Raw genomic sequence first — 12513 nt, forward strand, 5'->3', positions numbered from 1 at the left:
GCGTCGCTCACACCTTGAGCAGCGCGGTGGTCAGTTCGTCGGGCCGGGTGAACATGGCCTCGTGGGTGCCGGCGTACTCGATGACGGGTGTGCCGGGACCGAGGCGCTGCGGGAAGCGGGGTGTCCAGCCGTACTCGCCGGGCGGGAGGGCGAGGTCCTCGCTGCCCACGACGTAGGAGGCGGGGACGCCGAGCGCGGCCGGGTCGACGGGGGTGACGGTCTCGGTGAAGTAGCGCAGGGGCTGCGGCACCAGCAGGCCGTGGACCAGGCGCTGGACGCTCTCGTCGGCGTCCTGCATGAAGGCCGCCGTGAAGACCTCGTAGGGGAAGACGATGCTGTCGTTGCCGGAGGCGGCGGCGAGCTGCCGGAACATCTCCGCGTAGTGCGGCGGGACCTCGTCCATCAGGGACCGCCCCTCCGCCGGGACGAACGCGCTCCAGTAGACGAGCCTCCGCAGCCGGGGCGCCAGCCGCGGTGCCGCGGCGGTGAGCGGGTAGCCGCCCCAGCTGTGCCCCACCAGGGTGACGTCCCGCAGATCGTGCCGTTCCACGAGGTCGACCACGAAGTCGCCGACGTCCGCCAGGCTGTGCTGCCGGGGGTCGTCGCCGTCGGCGAGGCCGGGCAGGTCCGGAGCCAGGACCCGGTGACCGGCGGCGCGCAGCCGCTCGGCCACCAGACGCCAGGTCCAGCCGCTGTGACAGGCACCGGATATGAGGACGAAAGTCTCGGCCATGCCGTCTCCTTCGACGCGAGGTGCGACGTGAAATGTGCCGTCACTGGGACGGCCGTCGGGTGTGTGAAATATCGGTCGCCCGTGAGACGATCGTCAAGTGGTTGACACGTATTGGTGTACAGGGGCGGGGGCCCGGCGGGGCCCCGGGAGGTGTTCGTGAAACCGAGGTCACTTGTCTTCGACCTGTTCGGCGACTATCTGCGCTACCGGGGCGGCGAGGCCCGGCTGCGCGGCCTGGTCGCGCTGATGGACTGCTTCGCCGTCCCCGAGAGCACGGTGCGGGTGGTCGCCGCCCGGATGCGCAAGGAGGGCTGGCTCGATGCCCGCCGAGAGGGCAGGGAGACCGTCTACGCCCTCACCGACGCCTCCTGGCGGCTCCTCGACGAGGGCCGGGAGCGGATCTTCGCGCGGGCGCCCGGGCCGTGGGACGGGCAGTGGCACATGGTCATCTACTCGGTCCCCGAGGCCGACCGGGCGCTGCGCGAGCAGCTGCGCAAGAGGCTGTCCTGGCTGGGCTTCGGCATGCTGTCGGCGTCGGTGTGGATCAGTCCGCACGACCGGATCGCCGAGGTCAGGGCGAGCTTCGAGGATCAGCCCGCGGTGCGGATCGACGCGCTGCACGCCCGGTCCGAGGGTGCCGCGGCCGACCGGGACATGGCGGCCCGGTCCTGGGACCTGGTGGGCCTGAACAAGGAGTACGGCGAACTGCTCGACCGCTACCGGCCCCGCCTCGCCGACTATCGGGCCGGGGTGCCGTGCGGCCGGGACGCGCTGGTCGAGCGCATGCGCCTGATCCACGACTACCGCCTGCTGCCGTTCAGGGACCCCGACCTGCCGCCCGAGCTGCTTCCCGGGGACTGGGCCGGCCGCCGCCTCCATGAGGTGTTCCTGGAGGCCCACGGATTGCTGCGGGCGGAGGCGGAGGGCTACGTCGACGAGGTGATCGGCGCGGCCGGCGGCTGACCCGGCGTCCTCGGCGAAGAAATGCGTTTCAAAATCTAGACGCTCGTTGTTTCAGTGTCGTACGTTGGGCTCAGGTCATCCCGAAGGAGTGAGTCCGCCCGTGACGATCACCGAAGAGCGCGCCGCGCTGGAGAGGCTCTACGCCGACTTCGAGGCCGCGCACCTGACGCCCCTGTGGACCCAGCGCGAGGGTCTGATGACGCAAGCGCCGCGGCCGGACGCCGTGCCGGCCCTGTGGCGCTGGTCGGTGCTCCACCCGCTCGCCGAGCGCAGCGGCGACCTGGTCCCGGTCGGCCGGGGCGGCGAGCGCCGCGCCATCGCGCTCGCCAACCCGGGCCTGCCCGGCACCGCGTACGCCACCCCCACCCTGTGGGCCGCGATCCAGTACCTCGGCCCCGGTGAGGAGGCCCCGGCCCACCGGCACACCCAGACCGCGTTCCGCTTCGTGGTGGAGGGCGAGGGTGTGTGGACCAACGTGGAGGGCGACCCGGTGGCGATGCGCCGGGGCGATCTGCTGCTCACCCCCGGCATGCACTTCCACGAGCACCACAACACCACCGACCGGCCGATGGCCTGGATCGACGGCCTGGACATCCCGCTGGTACGCCAACTGGACGCCGGATTCTTCGAGTTCGGCCCGGATCGGCTGGCCACCCGCGCCACCCCGGCCGCCTCCCGCAACGAACGCCTGTGGGGCCACCCGGGCCTGCGCCCCGTCGGCGCCCCCGCCACCCCTTCCTCCCCGCTGATGGCGTACCGCTGGGAGCACACCGACGCGGCCCTCACCGCCCAGCTGGAGCTGGAGGACGAGGGCTACCCGGGCGTGGTGGAGCCCGGCCACGCGGTCGTACGGTTCACCGACCCGGCCACCGCCCGGGACGCGCTGTCCACCATCCGTACCGAGATGCACCGGCTGCGCCCCGGCACCAGTACCGCGACCACCCGCGTGGTCGGCTCCGCCGTCTGGCAGGTGTTCGACGGCACCGGCACGGTCCAGGTCGGCGACGAGCGGTACGACGTCGCCAAGGGGGACCTGTTCGCGGTGCCGTCCTGGGCCCCGCTCACTCTCAGCTCCGAAGACGGCCTGGACGCCTTCCGCTTCTCCGACGACCCCGTCTACGAGGCGATCGGCCTGGCCCGCACCCACCGAGAGGAGCCCTCCGCATGAGGCTCGCCACCATCCGTACGCCCGAGGGCACCCGCGCCGTCCGTATCGAGGGCGACGCCGCCGTGGAGCTCGGCCACCCGGATGTGGGTGCGCTGCTGAGCCGCCCCGGGTGGCGGGCCGAGGCCGCGACCGCCGACGGCCGTCACCACGACCTGACCGGTCTCGACTACGCGCCGCCCGTCCCCTCCCCCGAGAAGATCGTGTGCGTCGGGCTCAACTACCGCAACCACATCCTGGAGATGGGCCGCGAACTGCCCGAACACCCCACGCTCTTCGCCAAGTTCGCCCGCGCCCAGGTCGGCGCCTACGACCCGGTGGTCCTGCCCGCCGGATCCGACGCGGTGGACTGGGAGGCCGAACTCGGCGTGTACGTCGGCGCCGAGGTCCGGCACGCCACGCCCGAGCAGGCCCGCGCCGCGATCGCCGGCTACACGGTGGTCAACGACGTCACCGGCCGCGACTTCCAGTACCGCTCACCGCAGTGGCTCCAGGGCAAGACCTTCGAGGCGAGCACACCGGTCGGCCCCTGGCTGGTGGTCGCCGAGCCGGACGACGCCCCCCTGTCGGCCGAGCTGACCTGCACCGTCGACGGCCAGCTGATGCAGAAGGCCGACACCGGGGACCTGGTGTTCGACCCGGCGGCCCTGGTCGCGTACATCTCGCGGATCATCACCCTCGTCCCCGGCGACCTGATCGCCACCGGCACTCCCGGCGGCGTCGGCCACGCCCGCAAGCCCCCGCGCTACCTGACCGAGGGCAGCGAGCTGGTGACCGCCGTCGAGGGCGTCGGCGAGTGCCGCAACACCCTGGTGAGGGGCTGACCATGCGCATCGCTGTCGTAGGCGGAGGCCCCGGCGGGCTCTTCTTCGCCGCCCTGTTCCGGCAGGCCGCCCCGGCTGCCGAGGTGACGGTCTTCGAACGCAACCGGGCCGACGACGCGTTCGGCTTCGGCGTGGTGTTCTCCGACCGCACGCTCGCCGGCATCCACGAGGCCGACCCCGTGCTCCGTGAGGCGCTCGACGCGCACGGCCGTCACTGGGACGACATCGAGGTCCGGCTGAAGGGCGAGCGCATCCGCTGCGGCGGCAACGGCATGGCCGCGATCGCCCGCCGTACGTTGCTGGCCCTGCTCCAGGAGCGGGCCCGCGACCTGGGCGCGGACCTCCGCTTCGAGACCGAGGCGGGACTGGACGACCTGGCCGGCTACGACCTCGTGGTCGCCGCCGACGGCACGTCGTCGCGGATCCGCGACGCCCTGGCGGAGCGCCTGGAGCCGACGGTCGAGACGGCGACGGCCAAGTTCATCTGGTTCGGCACGGATTACATGTTCGACGGGCTCACCTTCGTCCACGAACGCGGCCCGCACGGCGTCTTCGCCGTGCACGGCTACCCGATCAGCGCGGACGTGAGCACGTTCATCGTCGAGACCGACGAGGCGTCCTGGCGGGCGGCGGGCCTCGACGCGTTCGACACGACCCGGCCGCCCGGCCCCAGCGACCTGGCGACGAAGGCGTACCTGGAGGAGCTTTTCGCCGACCAGATCGACGGCCACCGGCTCCTCGTCAACAACTCCCGCTGGGGCAACTTCCGCACCCGGCGCACCCGCCGCTGGTACGTCACCGAGCCCCGCCCGGTCGCCCTGCTCGGCGACGCCGCGCACACCGCGCACTTCTCCGTGGGCTCCGGCACGAAGATGGCCATGGAGGACGCCATCGCGCTGTCCGCCGCCCTCGCCAAGCACACCACCGACCTTCCGGCCGCCCTCGCCGCCTACGAATCCGCCGCCCGCCCCTCGGTCGAGGCGATCCAGAACGCGGCCCGGCCCAGCCTGGGCTGGTGGGAGCACTTCGGCGAATACCACGACGCCTTCGAGCCCTGGCAGTTCGCCTACCACTTCCTGTCCCGCAGCATCACGGACGGCCGGCTGGCACGGCGGGCCCCGGACTTCGTGCGCGCCAGTCACGACCGGTGGCAGGCACGCCACGGCGGTGCCGAACCCCTGGACACCCCGTTCGACCTCGGCACATGGCGGCTGCCCGGCCGGGTCATGCTGGTCGATCCCGACGGCACCACCGCGGTGGGCGGCACCGGAGACCCGCTGCCCCTGCGGGCGTCCGCGCCCGACACGCCGGGGCCCTGGGGCGCCCGGATCACCGCCCCGGACGACGAGCCCGGACTCGCCGCCGGGTACGCGCGGCTCGCCGCCCTCGCCGCCGCCGGACCACTGCTGGTCGCCGTGCACGGCGGTACGGCCCACACCCGCGCGCTGCTCACCGAGCGGGCCCGCCTGCACCACGGACTGCCCGCACTCCTCGTGGACGACACGCCGGACCGCGACCGCGCGGTCACCGCCGTACTGTCCGGCCGGACCGATCTGGTCGGCGCGAGCGCAGACACCGTCGCGGCCTGGGAGATGTCCTCATGACGGGCGGCGTGCTGGAGGCGCTGTTCGCTCCACGCGGCATCGCCGTCGTCGGAGCCTCCACCGACCCGGCGAAGCTGGGCGCCGCGCTGGCCCGCTCGGTGGCCGGGTTCCCCGGACACCTGGGGCTGGTCAACGCCCGCCGCCCGGACCCCTCCGCCGGGGTGTACGCCTCGGTCGCCGAGGCCGCCGAGCACGGACCCGTCGACCTGGCGCTGGTCTGCGTCCCCGCCGCGGGGTGCGCGGACGCCGTCGCCGAGGCCGCCAAGGCCGGGGCGCGGGCCGCCGTGGTCTACGGGGGCGGATTCGCCGAGGCCGGACCGGACGGCGAGCGCTACCAGCGCGAACTCGCCGACGTGGCCGAGCGCACCGGCATCCGGCTGCTCGGCCCGAACACCTCCGGCTTCCTCGCGCCCGGCCAGGGCCTCACCGCCAGCTTCGTCCCCGGCGCCGCCGACGTGCCGGCCGGCCGGATCGCCGTCGTGGCCGCCAGCGGCGGTGTCAACCACGCCCTGGCGTTCCTGCTCAGCGAGGCCGGCCACGGCGTGAGTCTCGCGGTGGGGCTGGGCAACGGCGTCGACGTCACGGCCGCCGACGTCCTGGAGCACCTGGCCGGCGACCCGCACACCACCGCCGTAGCCCTGCACATCGAGTCCGTCGCGGACGGACGCCGACTGACCGACGCGGTCGCACGGCTCGCCGCCACCCGCCCCGTCGTCGCACTCGTCGTCGGCCGCCACGACGTCGGCGCCTTCGCCGCCTCCCACACCGGCGCCCTCGCCACCTCCTGGCGCACCACCCGCGCGGCCCTCGCCCAGGCCGGAGCCGTACTGGTAGACGACGAACGCGAACTGGTCGACGCGGTGGGCGCGTTGTCGCTGGTACGGCTTCCCGCGGCCGCCGACCCGGGGGTGGGCGTGGTGACGGCACAGGCCGGTCCCGGCCTGCTCCTCCTGGACGACCTGCGCGGCCGCCGGGCCGCCGTGCCCGAGCTGACCGCGGACACCCGGCGGGCGCTGGCCGAGGTCCTGCCGCCGCTGACGTACCAGGCCAACCCGGTCGACACCGGTCGCCCCGGCCCCGGCTTCGCCACCGTCCTGGAAGCGGTGGCGGCCGACCCGGCCGTGGACGTGATCGCCGGCTACGCGCTCCACGAACCGGCCGCCTTCGACCTGGTCGGGGCAGTGGACACGGCCAGGCACGGGGTGCCGCTGGTTCTCGGGGTCGGCGGCGCGGGCGACGACGTACGGCGGGTGCGCCGCGCCCTGCTGGAGCGGGGCGTGCCGGTGGCCGGTGACCCGCGGGGGCTCGCCGCCATGACCGGCGCGCTGCTGGCCGACGCCCGCGCCCGCAGCCGTACGACGGCGGCCCCCGCAGCGCCGGCGCGCGTGGACGTCGGCGCCGGCCCCTGGGACGAGGACCAGGCCAAGACGCTCCTCGGCGCGCTCGGTGTGCCGACCATGCCCCGCCGGGCCTGCGCCGACCGCGCCGAGGCCCACCGGGCGCTGGCCGAACTGCCCGGCCCGGTGGCGGTCAAGCTGCTGGACGCGGCCGTGCTGCACAAGACCGAGATCGGCGGCGTCCGGCTCGGGGTGCGCACCCCGGACGAGCTGGACGCGGCCCTCGACGCGATCGAGGCGGCCGGAGCCTCTCCCACGCGGCGGCGACCGCATGTTCCACGCAGCCTGGTCGAGTCGATGGCCCCGGCCGGCGTGGACCTCGTCGTCGGTGCCCGTCGCGACCCCGTGTTCGGCCCGGTCGTCCTGGTCGGCCTCGGCGGCACCACCGCCGAAGCGCTGGCGGACGTCAGCATCCGGCTCGCCCCGCTGAGCGTGTCCGAGGCCGCCGCCATGCCCGCCGAGCTGGCCGCCCGTGCCCTCCTCGACGGCTGGCGCGGCGGGCCCGTACTGGACCCCGCCGCCCTCGGCGAGGTGACGGCGGCCCTCGGCGACCTGCTCGCCGCCCACCCCGAACTCGCCGAGATCGAAATCAACCCCCTGCGGATCACCGCTCAGGGCCTCGTGGCGCTGGATGCTGTGTGCACAGCCGCAGAAGCTGCTGCTCCCGGAGGTGGTGACTGATGGCCGCACCCATCAGTGAGGGCACGGTCCCCTGGCCGAAGCCCGATGCCGACCGCTACACGGCGGCCGGATACTGGACCGGCCGACCGCTGGGCGACCTGCTGCGCGAGACGGCCGACCGCACGCCCGACACGACCGCACTCGTCGACGGCGACCTGCGCCTGACCTATGCCGAACTCGCCGACCGCGCGGACGCGTTGGCGGTACGGCTGCTCGACCTCGGGCTCGGCCCCGGCGACCGGATGGTGGTCCAGCTGCCCAACGGCTGGGAGTTCACCGTCCTGACCTGGGCCTGCCTGCGCGCCGGGATCGTGCCGGTGATGGCGCTGCCCGCGCACCGCCGCCTGGAGCTGGCCTACCTGGCCGCGCACGCCGAGGCCGCCGCCATCGCCGTACCCGACCGGCTGCGCGACTTCGACCACCAGGCGCTCGCCCACGAACTCGGCAAGGAGCTACCGGGTCCCTGGCACGTCCTGGTCGCCGGGGACGACATCGACCCCGCGGGCCTGGACCTGCGCACCCTGTGCGCCCCCGGCGAGGACCCGGCGGCCGACCGGGCACGCCTGGACGCCGCCGCCCCCGGCAGCCGTGACGTCGCGGTTTTCCTGCTCTCCGGCGGCACCACCGGCCTGCCCAAGCTGATCGCCCGTACCCACGACGACTACGCCTACAACGCCCGCGCGAGTGCCGAGGTCAGCGGCGTCGACGCCACCGCCGTCTACCTGGTGAGCCTGCCCGCCGGGCACAACTTCCCGCTGGCCTGCCCCGGCATCCTGGGCACCCTGCTGGCCGGCGGCCGGGTGGTGATGCTGCCCAGCCCGGAACCGGCCCGCGTCTTCGCCACCGTCGCCGCCGAGGAGGTCACCCACACCGCTGTCGTGCCCGCGGTCGCCGGACGCTGGCTGGAACACGCCGAACAGCACGGGGCAGGGCAGATGGGCAGCCTGCGCGTGCTCCAGGTCGGCGGATCCCGGCTCGCCGACGAACTGGCCCGCCGGGTGCGCCCGGTGCTCGGTACGACGCTCCAGCAGGTGTTCGGCATGGCCGAGGGCCTGCTCAACTACACCCTCCTGGACGACCCCGAGGACGTCATCTGCACCACCCAGGGCCGCCCCATGTGCCCCGACGACGAGGTACGGCTGGTCGACGAACTCGACCGGGACGTCCCCGACGGCGAGCCCGGCTCCCTGCTCACCCGCGGCCCCTACACCCCGCGCGGCTACTACCGGGCGCCCGAGCACAACAAGCGGGCGTTCACCGAGGACGGCTGGTACCGCAGCGGCGACATCTGCCGCCGTACGCCCGAGGGCAACCTCGTCGTCGAGGGCCGGGACAAGGACATGATCAACCGCGGTGGGGAGAAGGTCTCCGCGGAGGAGGTCGAGAACCTCGTCTACGAGCTGGCCGACGTCAGCCAGGTGGCGGCCGTCGCCATGCCCGACCCGGCGCTGGGCGAGCGCGTCTGCCTCTACGTCGTAGCCGCACCGGGGCACCCCGCTCCGACCCTGGACGCGATCCGCGCCGCCATGGAGGAGGCCGGGGTGGCCCGCTTCAAGCTGCCCGAACACCTGGTGTGCGTCCAGGAGTTGGCCGCCACCAAGGTCGGCAAGATCGACAAGAAGGCGCTGCGCGCCGACATCGCGGAGCGTATCGGGAGCGGCACTTCATGACCGACCGACATGACCTGACCGCCACCCTGCCCTGGATGCGCGAGGGCACAGCCCTGCTGCTGGGCGTGGCCGACCGCCTCACCGAAACCGACCTGCGCGCCCCCAGCGACCTCCCCGGCTGGACCCGCGCGCATGTCATCGGCCACGTCGCCCGCAACGCCGAGGCCCTCGTCCGCCTGGCCACCTGGGCACGCACCGGCGTCGCCACCCCGATGTACGCCGACCGCGAGCAGCGCGCCACCGAGATCGAGTCCTCGGCGGCCCTCCCGCCCGACGTACTACGGGAGCAGCTGAAGTCCACGGCGGCGGAGCTGGACGACGCCCTGGCCGCCCTCGGCTCCGCCACCTGGCGGACCGAGGTCAAGAGCGCCCTGGGGCGCACCATTCCCGCAGCCGAGATCCCCTGGATGCGAGTGCGCGAGGTATGGCTGCACGCGGTCGACCTGGCAGCGGGAACCACCTTCTCCGACCTCCCCGCCCTCCTGATCGACACCCTCCTCGACGACGTCACCACCACCCTCTCCACCCGCCCCGGCTGCCCACCGGTCCGCCTCACCCCGACCGACCGGGCCCGCACCTGGCAGTTCGGTCCGCCCACGGCACAGGCCCCGGACGTGATCCGGGCACCGGCCACGGAACTGCTGGCCTGGACGACCGGCCGCGCGACCCGCACCGAGCCGGTGACCCTGCCGGCCTGGCTGTGACGGGCCCGTCACCCGAAGGGTCCGGAACCGAACTCGGGCGCGCCCCCCGTCCGCCGAGGGGCGGGCGTAGCCTCGAAGGCGCCGAGGGCTTCCCGTGTGCCGGCTCATGTGCCGAGTGCCGTTCTCGGCGAACGACGATGCCGGGCCGGACCGCGTCCGGGCCCGGGGCAGGGTTCGCCTCATGACCGCGCACATGCCGGACCGCCCGGCGACCGCCCGCCCCGGGACGCCTCCCGGGATACCGTGCCCGTCGCGGCGCCGGCAGGGGCCGTCGCCCGAGCGGGGCGAGTTCGTCCGGCCGCTGACCCGGCGCCAGGTCGACGACCGGATGTGGGAACTCGGTGAGCTGTACGCCCACACCTGGTCGAGCGAGCCCGGCGAGCCGGGGATCTCGGACCGGTCGGACCGGGCCGGGTCCGCCGCCTTCCGGCGGCGGCTCGCGGGTCACATGCGCCGGCCGGGGTTCGAACTGCTCGTCGCGGAGGCCGTCCGCCCCTCGGGCGCCACCGACCTCACGGCCTGTGCATACGGCTTCCCCGTGCGTGGCATCGGCCCGTGGTGGCAGGGCCTCGACGGGTATCTCCCGGAGAACCTGGTCCGCGTCGCCGCCTCGGGAAAGCTCTTCGCGGTCGCCGACGTCGTCGTGGAGAGCCGGGTACGCACCCATGACCTGACCCGCGAGTGGAACCTCGCCCGGCGCCTGCAGAGGCGGCTGCTCGGCGACCACGTCGGCGCGCTCGGCATCACCCTGGTCGACCGCTGTGACGTGGACACGTACCGGGCACTGCTGGCCTGGGGCTGGCGCTGCCTCCCGGCCGAGGACCGCGGGACGTTCCGCTTCGCTCCGCGCCGCCTGCTGGTGCTCCGCTGAAGACGCGCCCGTATCCGGTGCGGGCCTCCGCCAGGCGTGGCACCTTGTGGCCTGATGAGCGGCTCCCCCGGCACGTGGGCTGAACCGGAGAAGCCTGGGCTGGGTCAGTCCCCAGGGGAACGCTGCTGAACCGGTCCTGCACACCAAGTCCCCTGCCTGGCCGAGCGCACACGTCAGGGGCGCGGTTCTGTCAGAACTTTCTGCCGCCGGACGCCCCCGGGTCGGTGGAGTGGGCCTGGCCCGTGTGGGTGTCGACCAGGATCTGCACGGCCTGCTTGGGGTTGTCGGCGCGCACGGCTTCGGCCATCGCGGCCCGCGCCGCCTCGGGAGGCGTGTCCGGCGGTACCACGAGCAGGGAGAAGTAGTCCTGGTCTCCCCGGGTCACGAGCGCGGTGCCGTCCCCCGTGGAGAAGGCGTCGATGTGCACGACACGGTCGTCGACGGTCATCCGCGTCGGCATCTCGTCCCAGGCCCCGGAGTCCAGGCCGATCCGGGTGACCGGCCCGAGGCGCTCGGTCAGTGCGCTGATCAGGCCGGGCAGTTCGGTGGCGAGCTGCCTCGAACGGGGCCACCACGCACCGTCGAGTATGCCCTGGCGGTCGTGGGTGGTGGTGAGCCGCAGGAGAGCCGTTCCGGGGCGCACCGACTCGTGTATGCCGTCCGCCAGGAGCCCTTCGGGATGCGGGGTAGGGGAGTCCGGCATCGCGCTCACCTGCCTTTCCTGGTGGGGCGGCCCGTCGGCTTGCCGGTGCCCGGCGGTGGCCGAGCGGCTGCCCCGAGGAGAGCGTCCTGCGTCCTCGCTCTCCTCGTGTCCAAGCTACTCCTGCCGCTCTCGGGAGAGGTCGTCCCCCGCCGCGGTCATGACCGGCCCGGCCTCCTCGGCGGTGGTGTGGGGCGGCACGACCGGCAGGTCCCAGCGGCCGACGCCGTAGGAGTAGAGCCGGATCGTGTGCGGGTCGAACCCGGACGCGAACCACGCGGCCGTCACCGTGTGACCGGCGGCGGGCAGCTCGCACGGCGCCTCCGGCCAGGTGCCGCGGCGCACGGCGAAACCGGGCGACTGCCCGCGCAGCGCGTCGAACGCGTCGGTGAGTACGGGCAGTTCGGTCATCAGATCGTGGGAACGGGGCCACCGGGCACCGCACACGGGGCCGGGCGGAGAGGTCGGCGGGCGCAGGGCGAGCCGGGCGGGCAAGGGCGGGGAGGAGTGTTCCTGCTCGGGGGCCGCACGTTCATCGGCGCGCGATGCCATGTCGCGGTCCTGTCCCCGGGCCGCCGTGCGACGGACCGGTGCCGTGGTGCGCCAGGAACGACGCCAACGGGGCGCGGGCGTACGGGGAACTCCCGGTGTCCGCCACGCCACTCCGCCCCGGTGTTCCCGGACCGGTCCACGGACGGGCGTCCGCGGCACGGCGGAAAGCGGGCCCATGCTGACGATGCGCCGCCGCAGGACAGTTGGGCCCTGGCTCCCCTCGCCCTCCGGGTCAGCCCGGCTCGTCCGTGTGGGCTCGTTGCGCCTGGGAACGACTGCTGGTCAGCCAGGACGATGCCGATGCCGATGGCGGCGCGACGGAAGGGTGCGCGGTGTCGACCGTCAGGTGGAGCAGGGTGCCGCGGCCGTCCGCGCCCGCGGGATAGCTGCGCGGTTCGTCGCAGCGGAAGCCCTGGCGCAGGAGCTGTGCCACCCGCTGGGCGATGTCGGGGTTCGCCGCGATGATGCGGACCTCGGCGAACTCGCCCACGGGTGGGTCCTCGTCCGCGTACGGGGAGGCGGCCGGTACTTCGGGTGCGTCCCGGCTCTCGGCGTCGTGGACGGGTGGGTGCATCGAGCGCATGGAGCCACCTCCGTGGTCTCGGCGAGGCCGCGCCGTAGCGGTGGTCGCGTGGAAGACGGCGGGAGT

Annotated in this window: 12 protein-coding genes; 8 read left to right on the top strand and 4 right to left on the bottom strand. The window is 74.1% G+C overall.

Going from position 1 to position 12513, the window contains the following annotated elements:
• Positions 1 to 7: 7 nt before the first annotated feature.
• Positions 8 to 733, bottom strand: coding sequence for an alpha/beta fold hydrolase (locus ADK36_RS28665; RefSeq protein WP_053199551.1), 726 nt, complete (start codon positions 731 to 733; stop codon positions 8 to 10).
• Positions 734 to 889: 156 nt separating this feature from the next.
• On the opposite strand from ADK36_RS28665, the gene ADK36_RS28670 reads away from it, so the two are divergent.
• The 8 genes from ADK36_RS28670 (at position 890) to ADK36_RS28705 (ending at position 10612) form a co-directional block, all read left to right on the top strand.
• A complete protein-coding gene (locus ADK36_RS28670) occupies positions 890 to 1696 on the top strand; it encodes a PaaX family transcriptional regulator (RefSeq protein ID WP_048585070.1) in 807 nt (268 codons plus the stop codon).
• A 100-nt stretch (positions 1697 to 1796) separates the two neighbouring features.
• On the top strand, positions 1797 to 2864 hold the full coding sequence (locus ADK36_RS28675; RefSeq protein WP_234329907.1) for a cupin domain-containing protein: 1068 nt from the start codon (positions 1797 to 1799) through the stop codon (positions 2862 to 2864).
• Positions 2861 to 3685 carry a fumarylacetoacetate hydrolase family protein gene (locus ADK36_RS28680; protein WP_048585033.1) on the top strand — a complete coding sequence of 275 codons (825 nt, stop codon included), beginning with the start codon at positions 2861 to 2863 and terminating at the stop codon, positions 3683 to 3685. Before ADK36_RS28675 ends, ADK36_RS28680 begins: the two co-directional genes overlap by 4 nt.
• Before the next feature lie 2 nt (positions 3686 to 3687).
• Positions 3688 to 5289 carry an FAD-dependent monooxygenase gene (locus ADK36_RS28685; protein ID WP_053199553.1) on the top strand — a complete coding sequence of 534 codons (1602 nt, stop codon included), beginning with the start codon at positions 3688 to 3690 and terminating at the stop codon, positions 5287 to 5289.
• Positions 5286 to 7367: an acetate--CoA ligase family protein gene (locus ADK36_RS28690; RefSeq protein WP_048585031.1), complete on the top strand. Its 2082-nt coding sequence runs from the start codon at positions 5286 to 5288 to the stop codon at positions 7365 to 7367. Before ADK36_RS28685 ends, ADK36_RS28690 begins: the two co-directional genes overlap by 4 nt.
• On the top strand, positions 7367 to 9037 hold the full coding sequence (locus ADK36_RS28695) for a (2,3-dihydroxybenzoyl)adenylate synthase (RefSeq protein WP_048585030.1): 1671 nt from the start codon (positions 7367 to 7369) through the stop codon (positions 9035 to 9037). Before ADK36_RS28690 ends, ADK36_RS28695 begins: the two co-directional genes overlap by 1 nt.
• Complete coding sequence (locus ADK36_RS28700) at positions 9034 to 9741, top strand: maleylpyruvate isomerase family mycothiol-dependent enzyme (protein WP_048585029.1); 708 nt, start codon at positions 9034 to 9036, stop codon at positions 9739 to 9741. Before ADK36_RS28695 ends, ADK36_RS28700 begins: the two co-directional genes overlap by 4 nt.
• Positions 9742 to 9922: 181 nt before the next feature.
• Positions 9923 to 10612, top strand: a complete 690-nt coding sequence (locus ADK36_RS28705; RefSeq protein WP_048585069.1) for a hypothetical protein — start codon at positions 9923 to 9925, stop codon at positions 10610 to 10612.
• Positions 10613 to 10802: 190 nt separating this feature from the next.
• Here ADK36_RS28705 and ADK36_RS28710 read toward each other — a convergent pair whose 3' ends face one another.
• The 3 genes from ADK36_RS28710 to ADK36_RS28720 form a co-directional block, all read right to left on the bottom strand.
• Positions 10803 to 11315: a DUF5994 family protein gene (locus ADK36_RS28710; RefSeq protein ID WP_053199561.1), complete on the bottom strand. Its 513-nt coding sequence runs from the start codon at positions 11313 to 11315 to the stop codon at positions 10803 to 10805.
• A gap of 114 nt (positions 11316 to 11429) precedes the next feature.
• On the bottom strand, positions 11430 to 11864 hold the full coding sequence (locus ADK36_RS28715) for a DUF5994 family protein (protein ID WP_053199555.1): 435 nt from the start codon (positions 11862 to 11864) through the stop codon (positions 11430 to 11432).
• A gap of 232 nt (positions 11865 to 12096) precedes the next feature.
• On the bottom strand, positions 12097 to 12447 hold the full coding sequence (locus tag ADK36_RS28720; protein WP_338060798.1) for a hypothetical protein: 351 nt from the start codon (positions 12445 to 12447) through the stop codon (positions 12097 to 12099).
• Between the last annotated feature and the right edge of the window lie 66 nt (positions 12448 to 12513).

It is taken from the genome of Streptomyces viridochromogenes, from assembly GCF_001270495.1.
Taxonomy (GTDB): domain Bacteria; phylum Actinomycetota; class Actinomycetes; order Streptomycetales; family Streptomycetaceae; genus Streptomyces; species Streptomyces viridochromogenes_A.